The 26,536-nt window shown below is 73.7% G+C and carries 24 protein-coding genes; 10 read left to right on the top strand and 14 right to left on the bottom strand.

All coding sequences use genetic code 11. The features are described from left to right. Nucleotides 1–22: 22 nt before the first annotated feature. The gene (locus tag ADL05_RS28225) at nucleotides 23–1,264 is read right to left on the bottom strand and encodes an MFS transporter (RefSeq protein ID WP_053620055.1); all 1,242 of its coding nucleotides are present in this window, start codon (nucleotides 1,262–1,264) and stop codon (nucleotides 23–25) included. A 69-nt stretch (nucleotides 1,265–1,333) separates the two neighbouring features. Between ADL05_RS28225 and ADL05_RS28220 the strand changes: the two genes are divergently transcribed. Continuing rightward, on the top strand, nucleotides 1,334–2,350 hold the full coding sequence (locus ADL05_RS28220) for a LysR family transcriptional regulator (protein ID WP_053620054.1): 1,017 nt from the start codon (nucleotides 1,334–1,336) through the stop codon (nucleotides 2,348–2,350). 160 nt (nucleotides 2,351–2,510) lie between these two features. On the opposite strand, the gene ADL05_RS28215 is transcribed toward ADL05_RS28220, so the two are convergent. From ADL05_RS28215 to ADL05_RS28190, 6 genes are all read right to left on the bottom strand, one after another. Continuing rightward, nucleotides 2,511–2,969, bottom strand: a complete 459-nt coding sequence (locus ADL05_RS28215) for a cupredoxin domain-containing protein (protein WP_053620053.1) — start codon at nucleotides 2,967–2,969, stop codon at nucleotides 2,511–2,513. Nucleotides 2,970–3,327: 358 nt separating this feature from the next. Then, nucleotides 3,328–4,785, bottom strand: coding sequence for an aldehyde dehydrogenase family protein (locus ADL05_RS28210; protein WP_053620052.1), 1,458 nt, complete (start codon nucleotides 4,783–4,785; stop codon nucleotides 3,328–3,330). A gap of 67 nt (nucleotides 4,786–4,852) precedes the next feature. Then, nucleotides 4,853–5,719 (bottom strand): ABC transporter ATP-binding protein, encoded by an 867-nt coding sequence (locus tag ADL05_RS28205; RefSeq protein ID WP_369801005.1) that lies wholly within the window; start codon nucleotides 5,717–5,719, stop codon nucleotides 4,853–4,855. Between the two features lie 5 nt (nucleotides 5,720–5,724). Next, the gene (locus ADL05_RS28200; RefSeq protein WP_082376953.1) at nucleotides 5,725–6,606 is read right to left on the bottom strand and encodes an ABC transporter permease; all 882 of its coding nucleotides are present in this window, start codon (nucleotides 6,604–6,606) and stop codon (nucleotides 5,725–5,727) included. Beyond that, nucleotides 6,603–7,451, bottom strand: coding sequence for an ABC transporter permease (locus ADL05_RS28195; protein WP_053620050.1), 849 nt, complete (start codon nucleotides 7,449–7,451; stop codon nucleotides 6,603–6,605). Before ADL05_RS28195 ends, ADL05_RS28200 begins: the two co-directional genes overlap by 4 nt. Nucleotides 7,452–7,702: 251 nt before the next feature. After that, nucleotides 7,703–8,659, bottom strand: a complete 957-nt coding sequence (locus ADL05_RS28190; RefSeq protein WP_053620049.1) for an ABC transporter substrate-binding protein — start codon at nucleotides 8,657–8,659, stop codon at nucleotides 7,703–7,705. A 353-nt stretch (nucleotides 8,660–9,012) separates the two neighbouring features. Here ADL05_RS28190 and ADL05_RS28185 point away from each other — a divergent pair, with 353 nt between their 5' ends. Beyond that, complete coding sequence (locus ADL05_RS28185) at nucleotides 9,013–9,951, top strand: sucrase ferredoxin (RefSeq protein WP_053620091.1); 939 nt, start codon at nucleotides 9,013–9,015, stop codon at nucleotides 9,949–9,951. A gap of 120 nt (nucleotides 9,952–10,071) precedes the next feature. Here ADL05_RS28185 and ADL05_RS32355 read toward each other — a convergent pair whose 3' ends face one another. Beyond that, nucleotides 10,072–11,988, bottom strand: a complete 1,917-nt coding sequence (locus tag ADL05_RS32355; RefSeq protein ID WP_304437804.1) for a serine/threonine-protein kinase — start codon at nucleotides 11,986–11,988, stop codon at nucleotides 10,072–10,074. Nucleotides 11,989–12,425: 437 nt separating this feature from the next. Here ADL05_RS32355 and ADL05_RS28175 point away from each other — a divergent pair, with 437 nt between their 5' ends. Continuing rightward, nucleotides 12,426–13,694 (top strand): cytochrome P450, encoded by a 1,269-nt coding sequence (locus tag ADL05_RS28175; RefSeq protein ID WP_053620047.1) that lies wholly within the window; start codon nucleotides 12,426–12,428, stop codon nucleotides 13,692–13,694. Nucleotides 13,695–13,765: 71 nt separating this feature from the next. Further along, on the top strand, nucleotides 13,766–14,890 hold the full coding sequence (locus ADL05_RS28170; RefSeq protein WP_053620046.1) for an endo-1,4-beta-xylanase: 1,125 nt from the start codon (nucleotides 13,766–13,768) through the stop codon (nucleotides 14,888–14,890). Here the strand turns inward: ADL05_RS28170 and ADL05_RS28165 are convergent. Both ADL05_RS28165 and ADL05_RS28160 read right to left on the bottom strand, forming a co-directional pair. Then, nucleotides 14,883–15,854: an MBL fold metallo-hydrolase gene (locus tag ADL05_RS28165; protein ID WP_053620045.1), complete on the bottom strand. Its 972-nt coding sequence runs from the start codon at nucleotides 15,852–15,854 to the stop codon at nucleotides 14,883–14,885. The genes ADL05_RS28170 and ADL05_RS28165 overlap by 8 nt on opposite strands. Before the next feature lie 103 nt (nucleotides 15,855–15,957). Beyond that, complete coding sequence (locus tag ADL05_RS28160) at nucleotides 15,958–16,830, bottom strand: serine hydrolase (protein WP_053620090.1); 873 nt, start codon at nucleotides 16,828–16,830, stop codon at nucleotides 15,958–15,960. 39 nt (nucleotides 16,831–16,869) lie between these two features. Between ADL05_RS28160 and ADL05_RS28155 the strand changes: the two genes are divergently transcribed. Continuing rightward, a complete protein-coding gene (locus tag ADL05_RS28155) occupies nucleotides 16,870–17,877 on the top strand; it encodes a LysR family transcriptional regulator (RefSeq protein ID WP_053620044.1) in 1,008 nt (335 codons plus the stop codon). 317 nt (nucleotides 17,878–18,194) lie between these two features. Here the strand turns inward: ADL05_RS28155 and ADL05_RS28150 are convergent, their stop codons facing one another. Then, nucleotides 18,195–18,710: a hypothetical protein gene (locus ADL05_RS28150; RefSeq protein ID WP_053620043.1), complete on the bottom strand. Its 516-nt coding sequence runs from the start codon at nucleotides 18,708–18,710 to the stop codon at nucleotides 18,195–18,197. Between the two features lie 147 nt (nucleotides 18,711–18,857). Between ADL05_RS28150 and ADL05_RS28145 the strand changes: the two genes are divergently transcribed. Then, nucleotides 18,858–19,784, top strand: a complete 927-nt coding sequence (locus ADL05_RS28145; protein WP_053620042.1) for an aminoglycoside phosphotransferase family protein — start codon at nucleotides 18,858–18,860, stop codon at nucleotides 19,782–19,784. 25 nt (nucleotides 19,785–19,809) lie between these two features. On the opposite strand, the gene ADL05_RS31410 is transcribed toward ADL05_RS28145, so the two are convergent. Then, nucleotides 19,810–20,394 (bottom strand): hypothetical protein, encoded by a 585-nt coding sequence (locus ADL05_RS31410; protein WP_197285963.1) that lies wholly within the window; start codon nucleotides 20,392–20,394, stop codon nucleotides 19,810–19,812. 206 nt (nucleotides 20,395–20,600) lie between these two features. Between ADL05_RS31410 and ADL05_RS28135 the strand changes: the two genes are divergently transcribed. Together ADL05_RS28135 and ADL05_RS28130 are read left to right on the top strand one after the other, a co-directional pair. Beyond that, on the top strand, nucleotides 20,601–21,584 hold the full coding sequence (locus ADL05_RS28135; protein WP_053620041.1) for an alpha/beta hydrolase: 984 nt from the start codon (nucleotides 20,601–20,603) through the stop codon (nucleotides 21,582–21,584). Nucleotides 21,585–21,603: 19 nt separating this feature from the next. Beyond that, nucleotides 21,604–22,581, top strand: a complete 978-nt coding sequence (locus tag ADL05_RS28130; protein WP_053620040.1) for a helix-turn-helix domain-containing protein — start codon at nucleotides 21,604–21,606, stop codon at nucleotides 22,579–22,581. A gap of 16 nt (nucleotides 22,582–22,597) precedes the next feature. Here ADL05_RS28130 and ADL05_RS28125 read toward each other — a convergent pair whose 3' ends face one another. After that, the gene (locus ADL05_RS28125; RefSeq protein WP_053620039.1) at nucleotides 22,598–23,056 is read right to left on the bottom strand and encodes an ATP-binding protein; all 459 of its coding nucleotides are present in this window, start codon (nucleotides 23,054–23,056) and stop codon (nucleotides 22,598–22,600) included. 412 nt (nucleotides 23,057–23,468) lie between these two features. Here ADL05_RS28125 and ADL05_RS28120 point away from each other — a divergent pair, with 412 nt between their 5' ends. Then, the gene (locus tag ADL05_RS28120; RefSeq protein WP_082376951.1) at nucleotides 23,469–24,272 is read left to right on the top strand and encodes a helix-turn-helix transcriptional regulator; all 804 of its coding nucleotides are present in this window, start codon (nucleotides 23,469–23,471) and stop codon (nucleotides 24,270–24,272) included. 11 nt (nucleotides 24,273–24,283) lie between these two features. Next, a complete protein-coding gene (locus ADL05_RS30180) occupies nucleotides 24,284–24,454 on the top strand; it encodes a DUF397 domain-containing protein (RefSeq protein WP_231640934.1) in 171 nt (56 codons plus the stop codon). A gap of 155 nt (nucleotides 24,455–24,609) precedes the next feature. On the opposite strand, the gene ADL05_RS28115 is transcribed toward ADL05_RS30180, so the two are convergent. After that, nucleotides 24,610–26,325: a CBM35 domain-containing protein gene (locus tag ADL05_RS28115; protein WP_053620038.1), complete on the bottom strand. Its 1,716-nt coding sequence runs from the start codon at nucleotides 26,323–26,325 to the stop codon at nucleotides 24,610–24,612. Nucleotides 26,326–26,536: the final 211 nt, after the last annotated feature.

Raw genomic sequence — 26,536 nt, 5'->3', positions numbered from 1 at the left:
ACGGGGTGCGGCGGCCCGGTGGTCAGTCCCGGTCGGCCGGGGCCGCGGGCAGGCGGCGCAGGCGCAGCGCCACCAGGGCGGCCGCCGCGCACAGGCCCAGCGCGAAGAGCACCGCGCCGTTCCAGCCCGCCGTGTCGTAGACCAGGCCGCCCAGCCAGCCGAAGAGGCTGGAGCCGAGGTAGTAGGCCAGCGTGTACACCGCCATGGCCTGGGCGCGCCCGGCCGACGCCCGGGCGCCCACCCAGGCCGAGGCGGTGGCGTGGGCGCTGAAGAAGCTGAAGGTCAGCACCAGCAGGGCCGCCAGCAGACCGAACAGCACGGCGGCGAACAGGCCCGCCAGACCCGCCGCCATGAGCGCCGTGGACACCGTCAGGACGGTGTAGCCGCCGAAGCGGGCGGTGGCGGATCCGGCGACGGCCGAGCCGAGCATCCCGGCGGTGTAGGACAGGAAGAGCAGGGACGCGGCGGCCTGGGACAGCCCGAAGGGTTCGTCCGTGAGCCGGAAGCCCAGCAGGTTGTACACGGTCATGAACGCGCCCATGAGCAGCAGGGCCTGGGCGTAGAGGGCGGGCAGCCCGCGGGTGGTCAGAGCCGAGCGCAGGCGCGCCGCCAGGGACGGGCCCGCGGCGCGGCCCGACGGCGCCGCCGCGGGACGGGGCACCCGCCTCCGGGGCAGGACCAGGACGAACACGGCCAGGGCGAGAAGGCCCAGCAGGGTGTTGGCGGCGATCCCCCACGCCCATCCGCCGTGGTCGGCGGCGAACCCGGCCAGCAGCCGTCCCCCCATGCCGCCCAGCGGGTTGCCCGCGATGTAGAGCCCGGTGGCGCGGGGCGCGTCGGCGGGGTGGATCTCCTCCGCGAGGTAGGCCACGGCCGCGGCGGGGACCCCGCCCAGGGCGGCGCCCTGCAGGGCGCGCAGGGCCAGCAGCAGCGGGAGGTCCCCGGCCAGGGGCGCCGCGCACCCCAGCAGGGTGGCCAGCAGCAGTGAGGCCGTGATGACGCGGGCGCGGCCGAAGCGGTCGGCGGCCCCGCTCCAGATGAGGGTGAACCCGGCCAGCCCGCCGGTGGCGACGGAGACGGTGAGCGCGGCCTGGCTCGCGGAGGTGTCGAAGCCCTCGGCGATGGCGGGCAGGATCGGCTGGACCGACCAGAGTTGGGCGAAGGTGGCCACGGCGGCGGCGACCAGGGCGACGACCGTGCGGCGGTAGGCGCGGCTGCCCGCGCGGGGGCGCGGATCGGTGGCGGTCGGGCTGGTCACGGTCATGCGTCCACGCTAGACAGACCCGTTTCATACGTCCAATGCATGGTTTGCCGCTGATGCATACTGGAATGCATGGATGAGGTGGATGCACTGGCCCAGGTCCTGGTGCCCCGGCTGCGGATGGTCGCGGCGGTGGCCCGCACCGAGCACGTCACCCAGGCGGCCGAGTCGCTGGGCGTGCCCCAGCCCACGCTCAGCCGCGCGCTGGCGCGGGTGCAGGAGGAGATGGGGATCGCGCTGGTGGAGCGCACGGGGCGGGGCGTGCGGCTGACGCGGGCCGGGCAGCGGCTGCTGCCCTACGTGGAGCGCGCCCTGGCGGACCTGCGCGAGGGACTGGCCGACCTCACCGGCGCGGAGGAGGGCCGGGTGGCGCTGACCTTCCTGCCCACGCTCGGCGTCGAGGTGGTCCCCGCGCTGCTGCGGGGCTTTCGCGCCGAGCATCCGGGGGTGCGCTTCACCCTGACCCAGGAGCCCTGGGCGGAGTCGCTGCGGCGGCTGGCCTCGGGCGGGGCGGACCTGGCCCTGACCTCGCCGCTGCCCGCGGACCCGGGCCTGGCGTCGGCGGTGCTGCACACGCAGTGGCTCCGCCTGGTGGTGCCCGAGCACCACCGGCTGGCGGCCTCGGCGGGGCCGGTCTCGGCGGCGACCGCGGCGGCCGAGGAGTTCGTCCTGCTCAAGCCCGGGCGGGGGGTGCGCCATCTGACCGACCGGCTGCTGGGCGGAGCGGGTGTGACGCCGCGGGTGGCGTTCGAGGCCGACGACATCGCCACGGCGCGGGGGCTGGTGGCGGCGGGCCTGGGGGTGTCGGTGCTGCCCGCCCGGCCGCACGGGCCGCTGCCGGGCACCGTGGAGCTGGGCCTGGCGGAGGAGGGCGCCGACCGGCCGGTGGGGGTGGTTTGGCCGCGGGCGGCACGCGGCGGTGGGCCCCGGGCCGCGGAGGGCGCGGACCGGTCGGCCGGCGGTCCCGCGCCGGGGGCCGCCGCCGGGGGCGGGCGAGGGGACAGGGGGTTCGAGCCGCCCGCGGTGGCGCTGTTCCGCGACTACGTGTGCCGGGTGGGTCCGCGCATCATCCCCGACCTGACCGGTTGAGCGGACCGCCCCGCCCCGGGGTTCGGCCGGGGCGGGGACGGGGACCGGAGGGGGCAGGGCCCGGCCGGGCCGGAGTGGAACCGCACCGGACCGGAGGAGAGCAGGGAGCCGGACCGGAGCGGAACTCGGGCCGGTACGGGGAACGGCCCCGGTGTCCCGCCTACTCGACGGTGACGGTCTGCTCCATGCCCATCGAGCGGTGGCTGCCCACGGAGCAGTAGAAGGTGTAGGTGCCCGGCTCCAGCGTGACGGTGCCGGTGGTGCTCTCCCCGCCGTCGATGAGGGGGATGACCTGCTCGTCGCCCAGCTCCTCGACGACGAGGTCGTGCGGGGCCTCACCGGCGTTGTCGAAGGTGATCTCGACGGTCCCGGCGGGGAGGGTCTCGGGGATGCCGTCGTAGGCCATCTCCGAGGCCGTGACGGTGATGGCCTCCACGGCTTCGCCCGCCGTGTCGCCGGACTCCTCCGTGCCGTCCTCGGCGCCCGCCGTGTCCTCGGTCGCGGACTCCTCTGCCGCGGTCTCCTCCGACGCGGGCTCCGCGGCCTGGTCATCGGAGGAGCAGGCGGCCAGGCCGAGGGTCGCGGCGGCGGCCAGGGCGATCAGGGCGAGGCGTGACATGGGGTGCTCCTTGGTTCGGAGGCGCACCGAACGGGATCCTGTCGGTTCGGTGCCGGGCGGGGGCGCGGCCGGGCCGGTGACTCCCAGCAGCACTGTGGCCACACTATTCGCATGACTTCCCGGCAAACAAATGAACCCTCAAGTGAATCGGGTCACAGGCTTCACGGTCCGACCCTGGTGCCGCAGTCGGTGCCCCTGCACGGGCGCGGCGCGCTCCGGTTGGAGAGGCTGGTCCGCCACCACGGGCTGGAAGACCTGGACCGGTCGGCCGAGGACGTGCACCAGCGTGGCCAGCCGGGCCCGTGACAGGCGCCGGGCGGGGCCGGGGCGTCCCCACACGCGCCCCGGCCCCGGCGTCCTAGAACGGGTAGCGGGCCGGGTCGGCCTGCATGGTGACCCACTGGGTCTCGGTGAACGCCTCCAGGTTGGCGCGCGTGCCCCCGAAGCGGGACCCCGTGCCCGAGTCGCCCACGCCCCCGAAGGGCGCCACCGCCTCGTCGTCCACGGTCTGGTCGTTGATGTGCACGATCCCGCTGGGCACCCGGTCGGCGATCTCCATCCCGCGCATCGGGTTGTGCGTGAGCACGCCCAGGCTCAGCCCGTACTCGGTGGTGGTGGCCAGCTCCACGAGCTCGTCGATCGAGGAGAAGCGCACCACCGGGGCCACCGGACCGAACACCTCCTGGGCGTAGGCGGGCGTGGCGGCCCCCACCCGGTCCAGCACGGTGGGCCGGTAGAACAGGTCCTGGTAGGTGCCGCCCGCGCGCAGCTGGGCGCCCGCGTCGACGCTGCCGGTGACCAGGGAGTGGATCTTGTCGCGCTGGCCGGCGTCGATGACCGGCCCCAGCGCGGTGCCGTCCTCCTCGGTGCTGCCCACGGTCAGGGCGTCGGCCTTGGCCGCCAGGCGTTCGACGTAGGCGTCGGCGACCGCCTCGTGCACCAGGTGCCGCCCGGTGGTCATGCAGATCTGGCCCTGGTGCAGGAACGATCCCCAGGCGCCGATCGAGGCGGCGGCGTCCACGTCGACGTCGTCCAGGACCACCAGCGGGGAGTTGCCGCCCAGCTCCAGGTGCGCGCGCTTGAGGTGGCGCCCGGCGGCCTCGCCGACCTTGCGCCCGGCCTCGGTGGAGCCGGTGAAGGAGATGACCCGCACGTGCGGGTCGGCGATCAGGGCCTGGCCCGCCTCGACCCCGCCGGGCAGGACCTGGAACACGCCCTCGGGCACCCCGGCCCGGCGGAAGACCTCGGCCAGGACCGCGCCGCCGCACACGGCCGTGCGCGGGTCCGGCTTGAGGATGACGGCGTTGCCGACGGCCAGGGCCGGTGCGACCGAGCGGATGCCCAGGATGAGGGGCACGTTGAAGGGCGCGATGACGCCCACGACGCCGACGGGGACCTGGCGGGCGAAGCTCAGCCGCGGCTTGGCGGTGCGCAGGATCTCGCCGTGCGGCTGGGAGGCCAGTGCGGCGGCCTCGAAGCACTCCGCGGCCGAGACGTGGACCTGGAAGCCCGCCATCCCGGCCGCCGCCCCGCCCTCGCGGCGCAGCCAGCCCGAGATCTCCTCGGCGTTGGCCTCCAGCAGGTCCCCGGCGCGGCGCAGCACGGCGGCGCGCTCCTCGAAGGAGGCCGCGGCCCAGTCGCGCTGGGCCCGCGCGGCGCGGGCCGCGGCGTCGCGCACGTCCTCTCCGCCGGCGATGCCGATGCGGCCCAGGACGGTTCCGGTGGACGGCGAGACCACGGGCGCGTCGCCGCCCTTGGCCGGGGTCCACGTTCCGGTGAAGACGGCCGAGGTGTGGTCGTCGGCGAGCAGGGTCACGGTGTGTCTCCTTCGACGGTGATGGCGTGTGTCGTGCGCGGGGCTGTGGTGCGCGGGACGGTCGGGGTCAGTGCACGGCGGTCGAGGCGCGGGCGGCTCCGGTACCGGCGCCGTCGGCCGGGTTCTCGGGGGCGCCCTTGGCGCTGTTCTTGGCCTGCTGGATCTCGGCGTAGACGCGGGCGCGCAGCTCGGTGAAGCGCTCGTCCTGGCGGGTGGTGAGCTGGTCGCGCTCGGCGGGCAGGTCGACGGTGATGTCGTCCTGGACGACGGTGGGCGAGGACGACAGCACCAGGACGCGCTCGCCCAGGTAGACCGCCTCGTCGATGTCGTGGGTGACGAACAGGACGGTGACGCCCATGCGTCGCCAGATGGCGCGGATGAGGTCCTCCAGGTCGGCGCGGGTCTGGGCGTCCACGGCGGCGAAGGGCTCGTCCATCAGCAGGACCTGGGGCTCGTAGGCGATGGCGCGGGCGATGGCCACGCGCTGCTGCATGCCGCCCGAGAGCTGCCAGGGGTAGGCGTCGGCGAACGCGGTCAGGCCCACGGCCTCCAGCGACTCGGCGACCAGCTCGGCGCGGCGCGCCTTGCCCAGCTTCTTCTCCTTGAGCGGGAGTTCGACGTTGGCGCGCACGCTCATCCACGCGAAGAGGCTGCGGCCGTACTCCTGGAACACCACGGCCATGTCGGGCGGCGGGGCGGTGACGGGCCGCCCGGCCAGCTCGACCGTGCCGCTGGTGGGCGGCATGAGCCCGGCGATGCACTTGAGCAGGGTCGTCTTGCCGCAGCCGGACGGCCCGACCAGGCAGACGAGTTCGCCCTCGGCCAGGTCGAAGGTGAGGTCGCGGACGGCCTCCACCTCCGTGGCTCCCCCGCGGTAGACCTTCTGCAGTCCGGTGACCTTGAGCATGGTGCCGTGTTCTCCTTGGTGGTTCATGGCGCTTACTCCCCCCGGTGGGCGGCGCGCAGGCCGCGGTACCAGTACAGGACGCGGCTCTCGGCAAGCTCGAAGAGCGCGGACAGGGCGAAGCCGATCAGGCCCAGCAGCACCATGCCCGCCCACATCTCCGGGATGGCGAAGCTGCGCTGGAACTGCACGATGGCGAAGCCCAGGCCGCTGGAGCTGGCGAACATCTCGCTGATGACCATGAGGATGATGGCCAGGGCCAGGGCCAGGCGCAGGCCCGCCATGATCTGCGGGCTGGCCGAGCGCAGGACCAGCACGCGCAGCCGGGTGGTGCCGCCGATGCCGTAGCAGCGGGCGGTGTCGGCCAGGACCGGGTCCACGGCCCGGACGCCCTCGACGGTGTTGAGCAGGATCGGCCACACGCAGCCGGAGACGATGACCAGGATCTTCATGGAGTCGTCGATACCCGCGAGCAGGATCATCAGCGGGACCAGGACCGGCGGCGGGATGGCGCGCAGGAACTCCAGGACGGGTTCCAGAGTGGCGCGCACGCGTGAGGACATGCCCAGAAGCACGCCCAGGGACACCCCGATCAGGGCGGCCAGGGTGAAGCCGGTGAGCAGGCGGGCGATGCTGGGCAGCACGTCGGCGAACAGGCGCTCGGAGAACCACAGCTCCACGAACGCGGACGCGATGAGGTCGGGCGTGGGCGTGTAGTAGCTGCTGGAGGTGGCGCTGGCGTAGGCGTAGACGCCGATGAGCACCACGGGCAGGAGCAGGACGTGGAGCGCGCGGCTCCCGGCGCGCCGGGCGGCGCCGCCGCGGTGCGGGCGCCGCGGCCGGGCGCCGCGGGCGGGCGCGGGCGCGGACCCGGCGGGAGCCGGGGCGGCCGGGCCGGTCTGGGTGGGCTGGCTCATGCGGTGGCCTCCCCGCGGACGGACGTGTGCCAGCGCAGGACGCGCCGTTCCAGGACGCGCACGCCGGTGTTGATGACCACGCCCAGCGCGCCGGTGGCGACGATGAGGGCGTAGACGGACTCGACGGCGCCGCTGGACTGGGCGACGGCGATCTCCCGGCCGATGCCGGGGGAGCCGATGATCAGCTGGGCGGTGATGGACAGGATGAGGGCGACGGCCGCGGCCAGGCGCACCCCGGTCATGAGGTAGGGCAGGGTCGTGGGCCACACGACGTGGCGGACCCGGGCCAGTCGGCCCAGCCCGTAGGAGCGCGCGGTCTGCTCGGCGACGGGGTCGACGTCGGCGACGCCGTAGAGCACCTGGATGTAGATGAGCCAGAAGCAGGCGTAGACGACCAGGAGCAGGGTGGAGCGGATGTCGGTGCCGTAGAGCAGCACGGCCAGCGGGATGAGCGCGACCGAGGGGATGGGGCGCAGGAAGTCGACCGTGGAGGTGGTGTAGGCGCGGACCCGGGGCAGGGCGCCCAGGGTGAAGCCGAGCACGACCGCGGCGGCGAAGGCGATGGCCAGGCCCAGGGCCCAGCCGGCGAGGGTGTCGCCGACCGCGGTCCAGAACCCGGGCGTGGTGGCGCGCACGCCCAGGGCGGCCAGGACGTCGGTGGCGGGCGGCAGGTAGCGGTCGGAGACCACGCCCAGGCGCGGCACGGCCTCCCACAGCGCGAGCAGGGCCAGGATGCCCAGGGCCCCGAGCAGGGGTCGGCCCAGGTCGGCGCGGGTGGGGCCGCGCCGGCGGCGGACGGCGGGCGCGGGCGGGTCGGGCGCCCGGGTGGCGGGTGTGGCGGTCATCGGATCATCGTGTCCAGGTCGGGTGCGGAGTCGGGGAGGGCGTTGACGGCCGCTGTGGTGGGGATCGTCGTCCGGTGCGGTCGGGTCATGGTCGAACGTCTCCTGGATCGCGTGCGTCGGGCGGGTGGCCCGCCCGGCGGGGGGTGCCGGGCGGACCGGGGGGTCGGGCGGCCGCGGGGTTCGGGTGGCCAGGGCCCGGCGCCGGGTGGGGGCAGCGCGTCCGCGGGCCAGCGGTCGCGCGCGTCCGCGGGTTACCGGTAGAGCGCGTCCAGGTCGGGCTCGGTGTCGACCAGGCCGTCCTCGACCATGAGGTCGGCGAGGGTCTGGACCGAGTCGGTGTCGATGGCGGCGGGGAAGCGCGGCAGGGTCAGCTCCTCGATCACGCTCTGGTCGATCTCGGTGTAGGTGGTGATGACGGAGCGCACCTCGTCGGGGTTGGCCTCGGCGTAGGCCAGGGACTCCTCCAGGGCCGCGGTGAGGTCGTCGAAGAGTTCGGGGTCCTCGGCCACGCGCGGTTCGGCGGCGAAGTAGGCGGCCACGGACAGGTTCTCGTGGGTGTCGACGAAGTTGGAGGCGATCTCGCGCTCGCCGGACTCGCGGATGATCGAGGCGAAGGGCTCCACGGCCCAGACGGCGTCGATCTGTCCGGTCTCCAGGGCGGCGGGCATGTCCGGGAAGGGCAGTTCGAGGAACTCGACCCCGGCGGGGTCTCCCCCGGCCTCGCGCACGGACTGGCGCACGGTGGTGTCGCCGATGTTGTTGAGGTTGTTGATCGCCACCGTGGCGCCCTCCAGGTCGGCGGCGCTCTCGATGGGGCTGTCCTCGGGGACGAAGACACCGCCGAAGTCGGCGCCCTGCTCGCCCACGGTGGTGGCGCCGTTGGAGAGGGTGACCAGGGGCAGCCCCTCCTCACGGGCGACGATGAGCGACACCAGGTTGCTGAACCCGAGGTCGAACTCGCCGCTGATGACGCCGGGGACGATGGCGGCGCCGCCGGAGCCGGACTCCAATTGCAGGTCGATGCCGTGCTCGGCGAAGATGCCCTGTTCCACGCCGAGGTAGACGGGGGCGACGTCGACGATGGGGATGACGCCCGCGGTGAGGGTGGTCAGTTCGCCGTCCTCCTGCGAGGACGCCCCCTGCGCCCCGCAGGCGGTGGCGGCCAGGAGGGCGGCGCCCGAGGTGAGGGCGACCAGTGGACGGCGCATGGGAACTCCAAAACGGTGGAAGAGGCAGATCAGGGCCAACTTGTGCGAGCTACGAACATGTGTTCTTTAAGCGAACATAAGTGATCCGAGTCACGGGGTCAAGACGTCGACGGGGTTCATTTCGGGCACGTGAACGAGCTGGTGGTGGGATGAATTCACCTGGTCACAGCCGCACCTCCGGCACCACGGGCGCTCGCGCGCACCCCGGCCCCGACACGGCGTACCGGGGAGTCGCCCAGGAGGATGGATAGGCTAGCCTTACCTTTTAGTAGGGTGACGGGACGCGCGCAGTGCTCCCGCGACCGCCCCCTGCGCCTGCCCCCGACCGTGCCCCGACCGGATTGGACGCGACCGTGCGCCTGCCCACCGCCCCCGACGGCAGCCGAGGATGCTCGGCCCTGGCCCGCTACACCGGCGAGCAGATCGCCGGGACGGCCGGCCGGACCGGCGGCTGGCTCCTGGTGGAGCACAACGGGCCCTGGCGCCACCCCGCCCTGTTCAGCCCCGGCCTGGACCGCGGGGTCGTCGCCGAGATGGCCCGGCGCCTGGCCGGCCGCGACGTCAAGCCGCAGCTCATCAAGCGCCCGGGCCGGAGCCGCACCGACGGCGGCGGCCCGCTGCGCGCCTACCTCGCCCACACCGGCCGCGACGGGGCCTGGGTGCGGCGCGTGGACTTCCGCGACCTCGCCGAACTGCTGGAGTACGACGTCACCGCCGCGGAGCGCCCCGAACCGCCCGGCTTCGGCACCCCGGTCGACCACACCCTGTACCTGGTGTGCACCCACGCCAAGAAGGACCCGTGCTGCGCGGTCCTGGGCCGCCCGGTGGCCGGTGCGCTGGCCGGGGGCGAGGCCGAGGTGTGGGAGACCACCCACCTGGGCGGCGACCGCTTCGCCGCCAACCTCGTGGCCCTGCCGCAGGGGGTGTACTTCGGCCGCCTGGACCCGGACTCGGCGGTGCGCACGGTGGCCGCCTTCGAGCGCGGCGAGGTCGTCCCGGACCACTACCGCGGCCGCTGCACCGACTCCCCCGCCGCCCAGGCGGCCGAGGCGGCCCTGCGCACCCGCCTGGGCACCGTGGGCCTGGACGAGGTCGTCCACCTGGACGAGTGCGAGACCGGGACCGGGGTACGCGTCACCCTGGGCCACGGCGGCGGCGTGTACACGGTCTCGGTCGCCACCGTCGAGGGCCGGGCGTGCCCGACCACCTGCTCGGCCGCCGAGCCCACCCGCCCGGTCCACCACGAGGTCACCGACATCTCGCTGGCCCCGGCCCAGGCCGTCGCCCACTGACCACCGGCCCCCGGGCCGGACCCCGCGGCCGGATCCCCACGAAGGATCCCGCGTCCCGGAAACGACGAACGCGGCGGCCCCCGGATCGGGAGCCGCCGCGCGCGTGCGGGGTTGGACCGGTCAGGCCCAGAAGCCGAACCCGTACAGCAGGAAGTTCGTGGCGGCGATGACCCCCAGGGCCAGCACCGCGCCGGTGACGAACGCCGTGCGCAACGACCGCACCAGGAACTCCAGCGACACCAGGTTGTTGAACAGGAAGTACCCGAGCATCGTCGCGCTCCAGAAACCGGCCATGCTCAGCGGCTCGAAGCCGAAGGCCCTGCCGTTCCACAGCTGCGTCTCGGTGGTGAACCACTCCCAGGCCAGCGAGGCACCGTAGCCCAGCGGGATCTGGACCAGCGGCAGGATCAGCAGCGGCAACAGCTTGACGAAGCCCCACACGCCCGGCTGGTCGGCGTGGCGCGCCTGGGCCTGGGCCCGGCGGGTGGCCTCCTGTTCGGCGCGCAGGCGCTCGCGGTGCACGCGCTCGGCCTCCTGGCGGCGGCGCTGCTCCTCCACCTGCCGCTGCTGCTCGGCCCGGCGGCGCTGCTCCTCCGCCTGCTGCTGGGCCCGCGCCTGCTCGGCCTGCATCCGGCGCTGCTGCTCCTGCTGCTGGTACCCGGCGGTGTCGGCACCGCCGCGGCGCTCTCCGTACAACCCCGCGTAGGGGTCGTCACCGCCGGAACGGGCCTGCCGACCGTACTCCCCCTGACCGTGCTGTCCCTGGCCGTACTGCCCCTGGCCCTGGGTGTACTGCCCCTGGCCCTGGCCGTACGGGGCCTGGCCGTGGGCGTACTGCTGCTGCCCGTACTGGGCCGTGGGCGGCGTCCCCGGCTGCTGCTGCGTGGCGGGGAACCGCGCGGTCGGCTGGTAGCCCTGCCCCTGGGCTCCGGACTGGAGCCCCTCGGAGCCCATGACCGACGTCGCGCCGTGGTCGCCCGCGGCGGGCGCGCCGCCCGCCGGGGCGATCCGGGTGGCCTGGTCGTCGCCGAGCGCGCCCGCGGCGGCGGCTCCGGCCGCGGCACCCGCGGCCCCGCCCAGCGCTGCGGCGCCGCCCGCGCCCAGGACCTCGGTGCGGCGGTGCCCGCCGGTGGCCTGGGGGTCGTTCGCCGAGCCCGACAGCGCCTGGTTGACCTTGGCGACCTGCTCCTGCACGCCCCTCATCACCGTCGGCGGCAGCCAGGCCGTGCCCGCGGGCACGTCGCCGAGGTAGTCGAGGATCTCACCGGGGCTGGGCCGCCCGGAGGCGTCCTTGGACAGGCACGCCGCCACCAGGTGGCGCAGCGACTCCGGGACCGCGGACAGGTCCGGCTCGCGGCTGATGATGCGCATGACCATCGTGGGCATGCTGCCCTCGCCGAAGGGGCCCGTGCCCGTGGCGGCGAAGGCCAGGACGGCCCCGTAGGCGAAGAGGTCGCTGGCGGGGCCGAGCGCCTCGCCCTGGACCTGTTCGGGGCTCATGAAGCCGGGGGTGCCGATGACCGACTGCGTGGCGGCGGTGCCGTCGGTGGCGCGGGCGATGCCGAAGTCGATGACCCGCGGCCCGTCCTCGGACAGCAGGACGTTGCCGGGTTTGAGGTCGCGGTGGATCAGCCCGACCCGGTGGATCTCGGTGAGCGCCTCGGCCAGCCCGGCCGCGAGCACGTGCACGCTGGCCTCGGGCAGCGGACCGTGCGCCTGGATCGCCTCGTCCAGCGGCAGGGAGGGAACATAGGAGGTGACCAGCCAGGGCACCTCGTCGTCGGGCCCGGCGTCGATGACCGGGGCGGTGAAGGCGCCGCTGACCTGGCGGGCCGCGGTCACCTCGCGGGCGAAGCGCTCACGGAAGGAGGCGTCGGCGGCCATGTGCGGGTGGATGCGCTTGACCGCGACCGCCCGCCCCCCGGCCGAACGCCCCAGGAACACCTGGCCCATGCCACCGGATCCCAGGCGGTTGATCAGCCGGTACCGGCCGATCCTCTCCGGATCCGCGCTCTCCAAGGGAGCCAACGTCCTCAACCTCCGACTCTGCCGTGTGTCGTCCCGGGCCCCAGCGATCGTAGCCAACCGCCGGGCGCGGGCCGACCATCACGACCGTTCGCGCCCGGTGCGCCTTTCCGGGCACACCTGGGGCGCGGGCGCCGCGCCCACTCGGGAGGGGCCCAGTCTAGGGCGTGTGGGATCCACAAACTGTCGAAGGTGTTCGCGCCGGTGTCGCGAGACCCGTCGGACCGAGGCGAAGCGGGCAACGAGTGGGCGCGCGCACGAGTTCCCCCATGACCGGCCCCGGCCAACCGGTGGAGGGCCGCCCTCCCCCGCGACGGGTGGCCCTAGTCTGGCCGTGAACGAGCACGTGCGCCCGGCCACGGGCGCACACCGCCGGTGTCGGAGCGCCGCGTTGGCCAGGGTCCACCCACTCGTCCGGCGGGTAGCGGACCCGAGAGAGGACCTGCACCATGCCCTTGCCCGACACCCTGCGCCCGGACTCGCTGCGCGTGGACGCCCGGCTGCGTCTGGCCCGGGGCGCCTCCTGGGTGGCCGCCCAGCGGGGCGACCACCCCAGCCGCCTCCTGCACTGGCCCTGGCGGGAGAACCCCTATCCCACCTACGCCCGCCTGCGCGCCCAGGGCCCGGTCGCCACCAGTTCGCTGGGGTTCCTGAGCGCGAACTCCCACACCGCCGTGCGCGAGGTCCTGCGGGGCCGCGACTTCGGTGTCGGGCCGCCCGAGGGCTTCGCCTCCCCCGCCCAGTTCCGTTCGGTGGGGCTGTCCTTCCTCCAGATGGACCCGCCCGAGCACACCCGGCTGCGCGCACTGGCCCGGCCGGCGTTCACCCCCCGCAGGATGCGCGGATACGCCGAGGAGATCGAGAAGATCACCGCCGAGCTGCTGGACCGGGCGCTGGCGCCGGGCGGATTCGACCTCATGGCCGACTTCGCCCAGAAGCTGCCGATCGCCGTGATCAGCCGGCTCCTGGGCGTGCCCGAGCGCGACGACGCGGAGTTCGTGCGGATCGGCAACCTCCTGGGCGGTGCGCTCGACGGTGCCCAGTCGGCGCGTCACCTGCGACAGATCCAGGACGCCTCGGCAGAATTGGACGTGATGTTCGAGCGGCTCATGGCCGAGCGCCGCCGGGACCCGAGGGAGGACGTGGTCTCGGCACTGGTGGCCGACACCGACGCGGGTCGGATGAGCGCAGCCGAGATGCGGGACATGTGCCGTCTGCTGCTGTTGGCCGGTTTCGAGACCACGGTGAACCTGATCGGGAACGGGATGATGGCGCTGCTGCGCCACCGGGACCAGTGGGAGCGCCTGGTGGCCGACCCCGGTCTGGCGGGGCGCGCGGTGGAGGAGGTCCTGCGGTTCGACTCGCCCGTGCAGCTGACCGGCCGCTGGGCGCGGACCGACACCGTCGTGGACGGGGTGCGGGTGCGGCGCGGCGGGCAGGTGATGGTCCTGATCGGATCGGCCAACCGCGACTCGGCCCACTTCGCCGACCCGGACCGCTTCGACATCACCCGAACCGGCGCCGGTGACCACCTGGCCTTCTCCGGCGGCGAACACTACTGCCTGGGTGCGCCCCTGGCCAGGCTGGAGGGGCAGATCGCACTGCGGGCCCTGGCCGAGCGCGCGCCGGGGCTGCGGCCCACCGCGATGCCCACGCGCCGGCGCACGCTCACCGTGCGCTCGCTCTCGGCGTTTCCCGTCACGACGGGGCCCCGGTAGCGATGGGCGCGGGCACGAGGGGGGCCGGTCCGCGGCGGCGGTCGCGAACCCGGGGAAGGGCGGTCCTCGTCATGGCCGTTGCCGGATGTACCGCGATCATGTGCGTGACGGCGCTGCTGGCGCTCACACAGCCCTGGGCCGACGACGGCCCGCCCACGGACGCCGGGGAACTGCCGGCGCTGGCGCGGGCCCACGGAGTGGACCTGGGCGTGGCGGTGGCGGTCGAACCGCTGCTGTGGGACGGCGGGTACCAGGACGTGGTCGAGGGGCACTACACGTCGCTGACCGCCGAGAACACCATGAAGTGGGAGCACGTCCAGCCCGAGCGGGGCGTGTTCGAGTGGAGCGGCCCGGACACGGTGGTCCACTTCGCCGAGTCCCACGGCATGGACCTGCGCGGGCACACCCTGCTGTGGCACAACCAGCAGCCCTCGTGGCTGTCCGAGGGCGTCTGGACCTCCGCGGAGCTGCGGGAGGTCCTGCGCGAGCACATGGAGGCGCTCATGGGGCGCTACCAGGGCCGGATCGGGGCGTGGGACGTGATCAACGAGCCGTTCGAGGACGGCGGGCCCTTCCTGCGCGAGAACCTGTGGTACCAGGTGCTGGGCGAGGACTACATCGCCGAGGCGCTGTGGATGGCGCACGAGGTCGATCCCGAGGCGCGGCTCTACATCAACGAGTTCAACATCGAGGGCGGCGGCGCCAAGTCCGACGCCCTGTACGCGCTGGCCTCGGATCTGCTGGACCGCGGGGTGCCGCTGCACGGCATCGGGTTCCAGAGCCACTTCGTGCACGGACAGGTCCCCGAGAACCTGGCCGAGACGATGACCCGTTTCACCGACCTGGGCCTGGAGGTGACCGTCACCGAGCTGGACGTGCGCATCGCCGAACCGGTGTCGGAGGAGGCGATCCAGGAGCAGCGGGAGGAGTTCCGCCACGTCGTGGCGGCGTGCCTGGACGTGTCCGGCTGCCGGGGGGTGACGGTGTGGGGGGTCGGCGACGCGCACTCCTGGATCCCCGAGTGGTTCCCCGGCTACGACGCGGCCACGCCCTTCGACGAGGACTACGAGCCCAAGCCGGCCCTGTGGGGCATGGTGGACGCGCTGTCGCGGGAGCCGTCGGAGCGCTCGGCCGGTTCGCGGCGGCGCGGCACCGGCCGGGTGCCCGGGGGCACCCGGCGGAGGCCGGTCAGGTGAAGGTGTAGGGGGTCAGGTACTCGGGGACCCGGACGGTCGAGCGCGGGCAGACCCGGCGCACGATGCGGGTGAACTCCTCGACTCCCATGCCCTCGCCCGTGCCGTCCACGGGCGGGTTGGCGAGCTCGCGCTCGAAGTGGTCCCAGTGGACGGGCACCACCGTCCGGGGGCGGTCCAGCGCCTCCAGCAGGCGGGGCACGTAGTCGTGCGTGCTGGAGGTGTTGGGCAGCGCGACCATGGCGATGTCGGGGGCGAGTCCGCTGACGGCGCGCTCCACGAAGTCGCTGCCGCCCATGAAGAAGGCCGAGGGGCCGGAGGCGGGCGTGACCTGGAAGGCGAGGGTGTCGCCCTCGGGCAGGTCGGCGATGGTGGCCGGGGCGGTCGAGGGGACCTCCGTCCGGTGGCCGGGGAAGGCCAGCGAGTGGTTGCGGTTGCGGCTGTGCAGGGAGGGGACCACCTCCACGACGCAGTCCCCGAAGTCGAGCACCTCGCCGCCCTTGACCGGCGAGGTCTTGGCCGCGGGCACGCTCATGGCCTGGGCGAGCAGGCTGGTGGTGAACGTCCCGACGACGCGGGCCTCGGTGGTGGTGGCGATGTGCGGGACGTCGGCGAAGTGGTCCCAGTGCGCGTGGGTGACCAGGATCAGCCCGTCACCGCCGATGTCGGCGGTGTGCTGGTCCACGACGGCGGCGTCCACGGTCAGCGCCGTGGCGGAGTCGAACGTGCGGTCGGGGTCGAACAGGCCGGTGTCGAACCGGGAGAGGTAGGGGTCGATGAGCACCGAGCGCTCGGGCAGGTCGATCCGCCAGCCGCTGACGCCCAGCCACCGGTAGGTCGGCCCCTGTCCCGCCCCCGGCCGCGGCGCGGCGGCCGGAGCCGCGGCGGCGGGGGTGTTCCCGAGCAGGGGTGCCAGGGCGCCGCCAGCGGCGGCGCCGCGCAGGAATCCTCGTCGTCCCATGGACATGTACGGCCTCGTCTCGTCGTCTCTCAGGTGAACGGGGCACAGCTGACCACGGGCTCTGACCAGGCGTCCAATAACTCCGGCGGTTCCGGTGATAGGTGTTCGCCTATCGGATGACGTCAGTGGGGCCGTCGGGGAGCGCGGGGCCGCGCGGATCGGTTTCCTCCCGCCCGCGCAGTTCCTCCACCGCGGCGCGGGCGGCCCGGCCCAGGGCGGCGTCGACCTCGTGGCCGTTCCCACCGGCCTCGGCGCCCACCGCCGCCACGGCGACGGCGTAGCGGTGCCCGTCGGGGTACTCCACGACCCCGGCCTCCATGCGCAGGCCGGGCAGGGTGCCGGTCTTGCCGCTGACGTGGACGGGGGGCGCGAACCCCGAGGCCAGGCGGGCGCGCACGAGCTGGCGGGCCATGAGTTCGCGCACGAAGGCGCAGGCCCGCGGCGGTGCGGCGGCGTCGGTCCACACGAGCTGGAGCAGGCGGGTGAGGTCGCGCGGGGTGCTGGAGGTGACGCGGGCGGGGTCCGGCGGGTGCGGAGCCGCGGGGTCGGCCCCGGCCGCACGGGCGTCGTCGAGCATGGCGCGCAGGAGGGCGCGGGGGCCGCCGGTGAAGCGCGTGTGCTCCAGGCCCAGTTCCCGCACGAGCAGGTGGACGGGCTCGGTGCCCACCCGCTCCTCGATGAGGTCGGCGGCGGTGTTGTCGCTGATGGTCATGGCGAGGTTGGCGCAGTCGCGCAGGGACAGCTCCACGTCGTCGGCGAACCCGGCCGTGCCCGAGCCGCCCAGGCGGTCCTGGCGCCGGGCCACGACGCGTTCGGCCGGGTCGAGGGCTCCGGTGGCGGCCTGTCGGGCGAACTCCAGGGTGATGAGGATCTTGGCCACGGAGGCCAGGGCGAGGGGTTCGTCGGCGCGGTGGCCGAGTTCGCCGGTGCCGTCGATGTCGCGGACGTGCACGCGGGGCTCGCGGGTGTCGGTGGTGCTCACCCCGGCTACGGTAGCGAGGCCGCCGGATAGGGTCGGCGCGTGGATCTGGGACGTCATCTGCGGTATTTCCTCGTGGTCGCGCGGGAGGGGCACTTCGGCGACGCGGCGCTGGAGCTGGGGATCGCCCAGCCCGCGCTGAGCCAGTCGGTGCGGCGATTGGAGGACGAACTGGGCGTGGCCCTGTTCGACCGCTCGCGCCGGCGTGTGGAGCTGACCCCGGCGGGTCGGCTGCTCGTCGACCAGGCCCACCAGGTCGTGGGCGCCGAGGCCCGGCTGCGGGAGACGATGCGGCGGGTGCGCGACGGTGAGCTGGGCGCTCTGCGGGCGGGTGTACCGCCGGGGACGTCGGCGGTGGAGCTGCGCGGCCTGCTGGAGGGCATGGCCGGCCGGGCGCCGGACCTGGACGTGGACCTGGGCGAGATGACCGGCGCGGAGCTGGTGCGGGCGCTGGGCGCGGGCGCGGTGGACACCGGTCTGGTCACGGCGCCCTTCGACGGCGCCGATCTGGTGGGGCGCCTGGTGCGCAGCGCGCCGGTGGGCGCGGTGGTGCCGCGCGACTCGGTGTGGGCGCGCGCCCGTGAGGTGTCCCTGGCCGACCTGGCGGGGCGGGACCTGGTGGTGTCGGCGCGCACGGCCGCGCCGGAGTGGTTCGAGCGGGTGCTGGCGGTGTGCCGTGACCACGGGTGGGTGCCGCCCCGGGTCCGTGAGGCGGGGGACGCGGAGTTCCTGCTGGGCCTGGTGCTGGCGGGGCGCGGGGTGGCCCTGGAGACGGCGGCCACGGCCGCGCGGGAGCCGCGCCTGGCCTGGCGGCCCCTGGCGGGGGCGCCGCTGCTGCGCAGGACGGAGGCGGTGTGCCCGGCGGAGGGCGCCCATCCGGCGGCCGCGATGTTCGCCGAGGTCGCGGCGGAGGTGTTCGCGGGCGCGCGCGAGGAGGGCCGGCTCACGGCGGGGGCCGGTGAGCAGCCCTGGTCGCTGGTGTACGGGGGTGAGGGCGAAGCCCTCATCCTGCCCGGGGAGGCCGGTACGCAGCGTCCCGAGACGGTGTGACGGTGCGCAGGCGCGCGGCCTGCCCGGGGAAGCGTCCGAAGACCGTGGTGCGCGCGGGCCGTAGCGTGAGCAGCGAGGCGGACGCAGAACGTCCCGGGACTGTACGACGGCACGAAGGCCCACGGCCCGGCAAGCGAGGCGGGCGCGGGCACAGAGCGCTCACCGGGCGCGGAGCGCACCGGAACGGCCTCCGGCCGGTCCGTGCCCGACCGGGCGCGGGCCGGGTCGGAGAAACCCGACCGGCGCGAGGGCCGGGCTCCGGCCGGGCACGAAGACGCACCGCGGCGAGCGCGGGCGTGCCGGGGGCGGTGCGCGGGTCAGTCCGGCTCGGCGCGCCACATCGGACTGTAGGACTCCGTGAGGTCGTCGGCCGCTTCGCGGGTGTCGGGGTCGTCGGTGACCGGCGCGCGGGCCACGAGTCGGCCGAGCAGGTCCCACGCTTCGACGTGGACCAGGAGTTCGGCCAGGCGCAGGTACTCGTCGTCGTCGGCGGTGTCGAGATGCTCCAGGACGAGCGGTTCGAGCAGGGGCACCAGGTCGTCCTTCGGTAGGCCCGCGATGGCCCGTCGGGCCGCGAGAGCCCAGCCGTGGGACAGGGAGAGGTCGACGAGTTCCTCGAGGAGGGCCGGGACGTCGTCCGAGCGTGCCGCGAGGAGGTCGAGCGCGGCGCGCCGCTGCCAGGGCCCCGCACCCGCGGCCAGGGCGGCTCTGAGGATCCCCGGCCGGTCGCGGGCCGTGTTGTGGAAGTCGGCTTGGCGGCGGATCGCCTCCCGCTCTGCCTCGACGAACGCCTGCCAGAGCTCGTCGTCGGATGGTGGGGTGCTGGTGCTCATGGGTTCCTTCTCCGTCGGGCGGTCGCATCGGTAGGGTCGGAGCGTCGGACCACGACCACACCCCGAGGTGTTCGGTATGCGTTAGGCCCGTGCCCCGCCGGTCCTCCTTCGTCACCACGAACCACACCATGACGAAGGAGAACCGGCATGCGCCAAACCACCCCCGCCGTCACCGTGCCCGCCGCGCTGGCCGCGAGCACGACCGAGATCTTCGGACCGGAGTGGGCCGCCGCCCTCCCCCGGCTGACGGCACGCCAGTGTGACCTGTGGGGTCTGCGGCCCAGCGGCGCCCCCATGCACGGCCTGGTGTCCCTGGTCGTACCGGTCCGGCGCGCGGACGGCTCCGCGGCCATGCTCAAGGTGCAGCCGGTGGACGAGGAGACCGAAGGCGAGCCGATCGCGCTCGCCGCGTGGGCGGGCGACGGCGCCGTGCGGCTCCTGGACCACGACCCCGCCACCGGCGCGATGCTGCTCGAGCCCCTCTCCCCCGAACGGGACCTGTCCCGGGTGGAGGTCACCGAGGCGCTGACGGTGATCGGCGGGCTGCTGGCCCGGTTGACCGCCCGCCCGGCGCCCGCCGGTCTGCGGGACCTCGGCCAGGTGACCCTCAACCTGGCGGAGCGGGCCGACCGAATCGTGGCCGCTGGGCTGCGCTCGGAGGCCGACGGGGCGCTGTTGGCCCACCTGGCGGCGCGGGCGCGCGAGATCGCGGCGGAGCCGGGTGACCGGCTGCTGCACTGGGATCTGCACTATGCGAACGTCCTGGCCCCGCTGCCCGGCGCCGGGCGCGAACCGTGGCTGGCCATCGACCCCAAGCCGCTGGCGGGCGATCCCGCGTTCGACCTGGAGCCCGCGCTGGACAACCGCTGGGACGAGGCGGTGGCCACGGGTGACGCCCGCGGGGAGACGCGGCGCCGCTTCGACCTGCTGACGGGGGTCGCGGGTCTGGAGCGTGACCGGGCGCGGGCCTGGACCCTGGTGCGGGTGCTCCAGAAGTGCGTGTGGGCGGTCGATGACGGCGCGGACCGGCTGCCGCCGGTCCACGTCGCCATCGCCGAGGCACTGGGCCGGTAGTCCTCGCCGCGTGGTCCGGGCTCCGCTAGCGCGCGGGGCCCGGACCGGGGCCGTAGCCCTGGCCGGGATGCCCGTGGCCGTATCCGGGACCGTGGCGCGGGGGCGGGCCCTGGTGCGGGCCCTGGCCCGGAGGCGGTCCGGGACGCTGGTGTGGAGCGGGGCCCTGGTGCGGACCGGGCGCGTGACCGGGCGCGTGACCGGGACCGGGGCCCTGGCCGGGGTGGCCCTGGTGCGGACCTGGACCGGGATGGCCCTGTCCGGCAGCGTGTCCGGGTGCGGGACCCGCGCCGGGCGAGGCCTGGAGCGTCTGCATGAGGTGGTGGTGCAGCTCGGTGGCGACCTCCCGGCCCTCGCCCCAGTCGAAGACACCGAAGTTCATCTTGGGCGAGATGCGCAGGTTCGTCCCCTGAGGGAGGGGGTGCAGGTCGACGAACACGCTGAAACCCCAGGTGAGCAGGCTCATCCCGGTGGAGAAGGAGTAGCGGTAGCCACCGCCGGGCACCGGATTCCCCCTGCCGGAGGCCCTTGTGCAGCGCTGCACGGCAGCGGGCAGGCTGTTCCACACGTGGTTCAGTGAGTACGGGATCTGGAAGTCGTGAGTCGCGGCCATGCTCTCAGTCCTGGGCTCGGAATCCGCCGCGGCATGAACTCCGGGGCAGAGGATTCACCGCGCTCGTTCGGTGCGCCGAATCCTACATGTCCCGGCACCGCCGGATGGCGGTCGTAGCCCGCCGCACGGCGCTGCCGCTCCCCGCCTCGCGGACCGAGAATGGTGACACAGCACACACCACGCACCGCCGACGCCCGGAGGCCGCCATGACCACTCCTGCCCGTCCACCGTTCGACCCCGAGCTGGCCGCGGCCCTGACCGTGGTCAACGAGCAGGTGCCGCCCAGCATCACCGCCGAGATGATCCAGCAGATGCGGTCGGCCGGGATGGACGACGCCCCGATGCTCCAGGCCCCCGACGACCTGAGCCTGGACGGGGCGTTCACCGAGGAGGCCCACGACGTGCCCGGCCCCGAGGGGGAGCCCGACGTACCGGTCATCGTGTGGCGGCCCACGGACGCCCCCGCTCCCACCAGTGCCCTGTACTGGATCCACGGCGGAGGGATGATGCTGGGCTCGCACCGGGGCTATGAGATCTCCGGCCTGTTGGAGGTGGCGCGGGAGCTGGGCGCGGCCGTGGTGTCGGTGGGCTACCGGCTGGCTCCGGAGCATCCGCACCCCGCGCCGGTGGAGGACTGCTACACGGGTCTGGTGTGGGTGGCCGAGAACGCGGAGAAGCTGGGCATCGACCCCGACCGCGTCGTGGTCGCCGGAGCCAGCGCGGGTGGCGGGCTGGCGGCGGCGACCGCGCTGCTGGCCCGTGACCGGGGCGGGCCCCGGCTCGCCGGCCAACTGCTCATCTGCCCGATGCTGGACGACCGCAACGACTCGGTGTCCGCGCACCAGATGGCGGGCGTCGGCGTGTGGGACCGGGTGTCCAACGAGACCGGATGGACGGCGCTCCTCGGCGAGAGCCGTGGCGGGCCGGACGTGTCCCCCTACGCGGCCCCGGCGCGCGCCGAGGACCTGTCGGGGCTGCCTCCGGCGTTCCTGGACGTGGGTTCGGCCGAGACCTTCCGCGACGAGGTCGTGGCCTACGCCTCGGCGATCTGGGCGGCGGGGGGATCGGCCGAGCTGCACGTGTGGCCGGGCGGCTTCCACGGTTTCGACGGCTTCGCGCCCCAGGCGGCGCTGAGCGTGAGCGCCGTCGCCCAGCGGCCGACCTGGCTGCGCCGGGTCCTGGGGACCTGATCAGCGGCACAATGGGTTCATGAGGGAGCTGCTCGGCAGGATCTCGGCACTCGACCCCGAGGCGGGCGAGGCCGTCAGGGTGATCGCCTACTTCGATTCCCTGGCCGGTGCGGGCGTCGAACCGCTCGTGCGGGGCGCGGCCGTGCTGACGGGCGTCCCCGCCGGGTTCGTGGACCGCTCGCGCGGCGTGGCGCTGCGCGTGACGCCGGAGGGGTCGGTCGACCGCGCGGCGGCCGACCCGGATCCGTCCTGGAGTTCCGTTCCGGTCCGGGCCGTGGGCGGCGTCCTGTGGCTGGAGCGCACGGGTGAGCCGGGTCCTGTGGGGGCCATGGTGCTGGAGCGGGCCTCAGCGGCCCTGCGCGCGCACCTGGAGCTGACGGGGCCGGTCCAGGGCAGCCGGGAGGCGCTCCGCGAGGTGCTGGTCGACCCGCACGTCGCCGAGTCCGTCCGGGTACGGGCGGCCCGGCGGCTGGGGATCGGCGTCCACACCCCGGTACGCGCGGTGGCGACCCCGGAGGGGGCCGCCCGCGTGGTGGCCGCCGCCGACGCGCCCGTACCGGGGCCCGAGCGCGCCGGGGTCGGACCGGCGGTCGAGGTTCCGGGGCTTCCCGAGTCCTGGGCGCAGGCACGGCGGGCGCTGCGCTTCACCGCCGAGGGCAGGGGAACCGACCCGGGGCCGCGCGTGGCCTACGCCGAGGAGCTGGGCGGACTGCTCGTGCTCGCGGACGCCGTGATCCGTGGTTCCGAGCCCGTCCCCGACGTGGTCGCTCTGGACCGTGTCGGTCGCGAGAGCCCGGTGCTCCTGGAGGCGTTGGACGCGGTGGCGGCCGCGCCGAGCCTGCGGGCCGCCGCCACCGCGCTGGGGACGCATCACTCCACGCTCCAGGAGGGTGTGGGCCGGGCCGAGCGGGTGCTGGGCTGGCCGGTCCGCGACGTGTCGGGGCGCCTGCGCCTCCAGGTGGCCCTGGCGCTGCGGCGGTTGCACCGCAACGCGTGAGGTCGGCGACTTCCGCTCACGCGGAACGCGAGCGGGAGAAGACCGCGCGCACGCTCACACCGACCGGGGTGTGGTCCCATTCCCAGTAGTCGGCGAGCCGATCCACCAGGGAGAGCCCTCTGCCGCCCTCGGTGTCCGCTCGGCGCGGCCTGGGGTAGGAGGGGTTCTCGCGGTCGCAGGCCCCCTCGTCGGTGACCCGCAGGACGAGGGTCGCCGGACGGTGGAAGAGCTCGATGGTGGTGTGTCCGCCGGGAAGCCCGCTGCGGCTGTACAGGAGTGCGTTCGTCGTGAGCTCACTGGCCGCGACGCACAGTTCATAGGCCAGGGTCGGAGTGACCTTCGCGCATTGGGAGACCCACCTGCGGACGACCGAAACGTAGCCGAGGTGGTGTCCGATGATGATGCCGCAATGGTCGGGAGAGGCGGTCACGAGTCGCCGGGGCGGGTCGAGGAGCGGAATGGCCGCGATGGTCATCGGAGATTCCTCCGAACCCGCCGCGAACCGGTGTTCGGCGGCCCGGGAATGACGCTCTCGCCGAGCCGGACTTCGGTACGATCAGGCACGTTCTCACCCTTTTCTGCTGGGAGTGGGAAACCACGCCTCGGCACCGGCCGTGGTCGCCGAGGCTGTCGTGTCGCCCGTCCCGCCCCCATGGCGGTGGGGACGGGACGGGCGCACCATTCGGGCACATATATGCCGCGAACCGTGCGTTTCCGACTCCGAACGGCGGGATCGGGACTCAGAAACCTCGAACGTTCATCACGCCCTCGGTTTCCTGAATCCACCATGCCTGACCAGCCGAAAGACTATCCAGCTGTGGCCAGGAACTGAATCACAGATTCGCCAGGGCATTTCCTGTTGGCGTCGATCGTGGTTTCCTGTAGCCATGGCCAGTCGCACAACCCCCGCCGAGCACGCCGCCATCTCCCAATTCGGCACCGAACTACGCCGACTGAGAGAACTGTCCGATATGTCGCAAAAGGACCTCGGCAATCGAACCGGGACGTCGAAGCAGCAGGTCGGGGCTGTGGAACGGGCGATCCGCAAGCCGTCGAAGAAGTTCGCGGAACTCGCCGACAGGGCACTCGATGCCCACGGAGGACTACTGAACCTGTGGCCCGGCGCGAAACGGGCACAGCCGTGGTGGCTGGAGAAGTTCGCCGAACTGGAGACCAAAGCCCAGGTCATCAACGAGTTCCAGCCGCAGGCCGTCTCCGGCCTCCTGCAAACCGAAGACTACGCGCGCGCACTGGTCAACGCCGCCTTTCCGCCGCTCCGCCCCGATGAGGCGGAGCACCACCTCGAAGGGCGACTCGAACGCCAGCGAGTCCTGGCGCGGGAGCAGCCTCCCCTGGCCCTGTTCGTGATGGACGAGGCGACCCTGCGCAGGCCCGTGGGAGGTGAAGCCGTCATGAAGGAGCAGTACAAGGCTCTCTTGGAGAAGGCACAACTACCCCATGTGCAACTCCAGATCCTCCCGTTCGACCGGGGCGCACACAGCGCGATGAACGGCCCACTGATCCTGCTCAACATGACCCATACAGAGTCGCTCGTGTACGCGGAGACACCGGGTTCAGGCCAGGTGATCACCGACGCACGAGTCGTGGCAGACTGCCGTCAGCAGTTCGGAGCACTATGCAGCATGGCGCTCTCACCGGCCGAAAGCCTCGACTTCATTGCATCGCTGTAAGGAGTAGCAACGTGAACGACTGGCACAAGTCCAGCTACAGCGGAAACACAGGGCATTGCGTCGAGGTGTCCGAGGGCGCCACGACAGCGGTGCGGGACACCCGGAACCGGGACCTGGGTCATTTGTCGTTCGACTGCCAGGAATGGTCCGCGCTGGTCAACGCGGTGCGCACGTCCGACTGACCCCCTCAACCCGCACTCCTCCCCCAACGGCCGGGCCCCGTCACCGCGGTGACGGGGCCCGGCCGTTGTGCGGCGCCTGGGCGCTCACCCACGGCAAGGCCACCGGGCCCCGCCGAAGCGGCGGGGCCCGGTGCCGCGCCCGGGGCGCGCGGTCGTCAGGACAGGGTGATGCTGTCGATCTCGGCGTAGCCGGTACCGCCCTCGAAGTGCGGTGAGCCCTTGGCCAGCCGGATGACGTTGTATCCGGCGCGCAGGTCCACGGTCACGCTCGTGGTCTCGAACCGCCCCCACCCAGGGGTCGGGGGGTAGGAGACGGTGGACCAGTCGCTCCCGTTGTAGGCGAGCCCGTGCGTGGAGGTCGCCCCGGTGCCGTTGGCGTAGTCGATCGCCATCGTGTAGCTGCGGGCTTCGGGCACGTTGACGGTGAAGTCCACGAAGGAGTCCGACCGCATGTCCTCGTCCCCGTCGATACCGCCGACGTAGTAGCCGTTCGACGCCTCACCGGAGGACCTGGTCTGCGCGTTGACGACCGTGGCGTTCTCCGCCTCGTACACCCGCTGCCAGGACGTGGCCGGTCCGCCCTCCGGGGTGACCAGGAGCTGGTAGGCGCCCTCGGCGTCCATACCGTCCACGGGAACCGAGATCCGGCCGTTGGAGACGGGCATGGTCGCCTCGCGCACGACGGTGGGCGCGGAGACGTGGGTGTGCCGACCCGAGCCGGGGGTGGACAGGATCCGCACGTCGACCGACGAGCCGAACGCGTCCAGGCCGGTGACGTCCACGGTGTTGTCGCCCCAGTCCCCGCCGAAGGCGACGTTGACGGTCTGGCGGCTGGCGTCGTAGGAGGCGACGCCGTCCAGCCAGCTCTCGGGGGTCGTCCGCACGATGTTGCCGGTCATCTCCCCGTACCAGCGGTAGAGCCAGTACGAGGCGGTCGGCTCATTGTCCAGGGTGAACAGCCCGTCGAAGGTCCCGGCCTCGAACCAGTAGGCGCGGTGCGCCTCGCGTGCCCCGTGGCGCTCGAACACGCTCATCCAGTGCAGGGCCACGCTGGGGACGTCCATCTGGTTGAAGCTGTTGTACTCGTTGATGGCGATCGGGCGCGGCGAGATGCCCAGCCGCTCCTCGATGGCGCGGTAGTCGGCGACGTGGTCGTCGAAGGAGTCCCAGTTCATGTCGTCGAGCTCGTGCCAGACGATCACGTCCGGAACCGTGTCGGTGTCGCGGGTGTGGGTCATGAAGTCGAGCATGTCGTCGTGGCGGTAGACCGACGGGCTCGGTCCCACGATGGGGGTGACCGCGTCCAGCGAGCGCACCAGCCGGTAGGTGCGGGTCCAGCCGTCGTTGAAGGAGCCCGCCTCCTCGGTGTCCCACGTCCAGTCGGGCTCGTTCCACAGCTCCCAGCCGTGGATGTTGGTCGTGTCGGTCGCGGCCAGACGGTCCTCGACCATGGTCGTGACCTTCTGCTCCCAGTCGCCCCACCCCTGCCACTCATAGGGGAAGGTCGGATAGATGTCGGGCAGGCGGATGAACTGCTGGGCGCCGGCCCTGGTGATGTTGTGTCCCACGTCGAGCGCGTCGCAGCAGGGTTCGGTGGCGCCGTTGCCCAGGTGGGTGGTGCCGGGCGGGGGCTGGGTGAAGCTGGTCGGGTTCAGCGGCAGCAGCATGTCCGTGGTCGGCTGGGAGTCGGAGCCGACGCCGTAGAGGCCGCCGGCGGCGACCTGTGTCGCCGGGCGCACGACCTGCCCGACGTCGACGGTGAGGGTCAGGTCGGCGGCGCTGGCCGGGGAGGCGGGGCCCGCGACGACGAGGCCGGCGAGCAGGGTGAGGGCGGACAGGCGCGCGAGCGCCCGTGTCAACGGGGGGTGCATGGTTCTCCTCAAGGAGGTGTCGAACCGGTTCGACAACCCGGTTCGCGACTGACCGTAGTTTCGAACGCCGTTCGCCGCAAGACACCTTCCGGACATGTCTGCCATCGGGGACCGGAGCGGACCCGCACGTCAGCGCGGCCACCCGAGCGGGCCCTCGCCTCCGCTGGCCAGAGCGGGCGGGGGCACGCACCCGGCCGCCGCCCCCTGGCAC

Source organism: Nocardiopsis sp. NRRL B-16309, assembly GCF_001279585.1.
In the GTDB taxonomy this organism is placed as follows: Bacteria; Actinomycetota; Actinomycetes; order Streptosporangiales; family Streptosporangiaceae; genus Nocardiopsis.
This window is presented reverse-complemented; position numbering and strand designations above follow the sequence as displayed.

What these genes read in the sequence shown, in the direction of transcription:
- ADL05_RS28215 (WP_053620053.1), bottom strand. Translation starts at nt 2,969, where the DNA reads ATGTCACGCCTCGCCCTGATCGCCCTGGCCGCCGCCGCGACCCTCGGC.
- ADL05_RS28200 (WP_082376953.1), bottom strand. Translation starts at nt 6,606, where the DNA reads ATGAGCCAGCCCACCCAGACCGGCCCGGCCGCCCCGGCTCCCGCCGGG.
- ADL05_RS28150 (WP_053620043.1), bottom strand. Translation starts at nt 18,710, where the DNA reads ATGAGCACCAGCACCCCACCATCCGACGACGAGCTCTGGCAGGCGTTC.
- ADL05_RS28190 (WP_053620049.1), bottom strand. Translation starts at nt 8,659, where the DNA reads ATGCGCCGTCCACTGGTCGCCCTCACCTCGGGCGCCGCCCTCCTGGCC.
- ADL05_RS28125 (WP_053620039.1), bottom strand. Translation starts at nt 23,056, where the DNA reads ATGACCATCGCGGCCATTCCGCTCCTCGACCCGCCCCGGCGACTCGTG.
- ADL05_RS28175 (WP_053620047.1), top strand. Translation starts at nt 12,426, where the DNA reads ATGCCCTTGCCCGACACCCTGCGCCCGGACTCGCTGCGCGTGGACGCC.
- ADL05_RS28165 (WP_053620045.1), bottom strand. Translation starts at nt 15,854, where the DNA reads ATGTCCATGGGACGACGAGGATTCCTGCGCGGCGCCGCCGCTGGCGGC.
- ADL05_RS28205 (WP_369801005.1), bottom strand. Translation starts at nt 5,719, where the DNA reads ATGAACCACCAAGGAGAACACGGCACCATGCTCAAGGTCACCGGACTG.
- ADL05_RS28170 (WP_053620046.1), top strand. Translation starts at nt 13,766, where the DNA reads ATGGCCGTTGCCGGATGTACCGCGATCATGTGCGTGACGGCGCTGCTG.
- ADL05_RS31410 (WP_197285963.1), bottom strand. Translation starts at nt 20,394, where the DNA reads ATGGCCGCGACTCACGACTTCCAGATCCCGTACTCACTGAACCACGTG.
- ADL05_RS28120 (WP_082376951.1), top strand. Translation starts at nt 23,469, where the DNA reads ATGGCCAGTCGCACAACCCCCGCCGAGCACGCCGCCATCTCCCAATTC.
- ADL05_RS28145 (WP_053620042.1), top strand. Translation starts at nt 18,858, where the DNA reads ATGCGCCAAACCACCCCCGCCGTCACCGTGCCCGCCGCGCTGGCCGCG.
- ADL05_RS28220 (WP_053620054.1), top strand. Translation starts at nt 1,334, where the DNA reads ATGGATGAGGTGGATGCACTGGCCCAGGTCCTGGTGCCCCGGCTGCGG.
- ADL05_RS28115 (WP_053620038.1), bottom strand. Translation starts at nt 26,325, where the DNA reads ATGCACCCCCCGTTGACACGGGCGCTCGCGCGCCTGTCCGCCCTCACC.
- ADL05_RS28195 (WP_053620050.1), bottom strand. Translation starts at nt 7,451, where the DNA reads ATGACCGCCACACCCGCCACCCGGGCGCCCGACCCGCCCGCGCCCGCC.
- ADL05_RS28130 (WP_053620040.1), top strand. Translation starts at nt 21,604, where the DNA reads ATGAGGGAGCTGCTCGGCAGGATCTCGGCACTCGACCCCGAGGCGGGC.
- ADL05_RS28225 (WP_053620055.1), bottom strand. Translation starts at nt 1,264, where the DNA reads ATGACCGTGACCAGCCCGACCGCCACCGATCCGCGCCCCCGCGCGGGC.
- ADL05_RS28135 (WP_053620041.1), top strand. Translation starts at nt 20,601, where the DNA reads ATGACCACTCCTGCCCGTCCACCGTTCGACCCCGAGCTGGCCGCGGCC.